This is a genomic window from Gluconobacter sp. P1D12_c (assembly GCF_018812105.1).
Taxonomy (GTDB): Bacteria; Pseudomonadota; Alphaproteobacteria; order Acetobacterales; family Acetobacteraceae; genus Gluconobacter; species Gluconobacter oxydans_A.
Genome location: NZ_JACSIQ010000474.1, coordinates 1 through 447, shown reverse-complemented (window position 1 = coordinate 447; position 447 = coordinate 1). Strand labels below are relative to the sequence as shown.

Genomic DNA, 447 nt, shown 5'->3' with positions numbered 1-447 from the left:
ACTCGTAACAAAAATCATCCTCGTCATCGTTCAAATATTCGTTGAATCTTAAAAAACCATATCCCCTGCTTTCTATGTAATCCAAAAACAAAGAAGAATGCGAAGGAAGACAACGCAAATAATCTCTATAACTTTTCACATCCTTCACAGGAAAAGAATGGTCAATATAATGGTCATGCAAACAAGTCATGATATCGTAAGGCTTTTCCCAACCGCAATAAACCTCGACCCCATTCCCAAACATATAACGAATAGCCTTGGTCTCATAACGTGACTTCTATCGCACATCATTTATATTGAACAGATTTTCAAGCCTCTGTACTTCTCTCTCTATTTCTCTATATTTTTCCTTCTTTACCATATCCATAACAATCTCCGACCCTCAGTTTGTGGGGTACTGGAAACTTATTGTAGCAGATAGAAATCAATATTTGACTTGTCATAGTG

Annotated in this window: 1 protein-coding gene; it reads right to left on the bottom strand. The window is 36.5% G+C overall.

What is annotated here, in order from left to right:
• Nucleotides 1-244: hypothetical protein (locus KP705_RS17735; RefSeq protein WP_215765236.1), on the bottom strand; the 244-nt coding region annotated here is incomplete at its 3' end.
• Between the last annotated feature and the right edge of the window lie 203 nt (nt 245-447).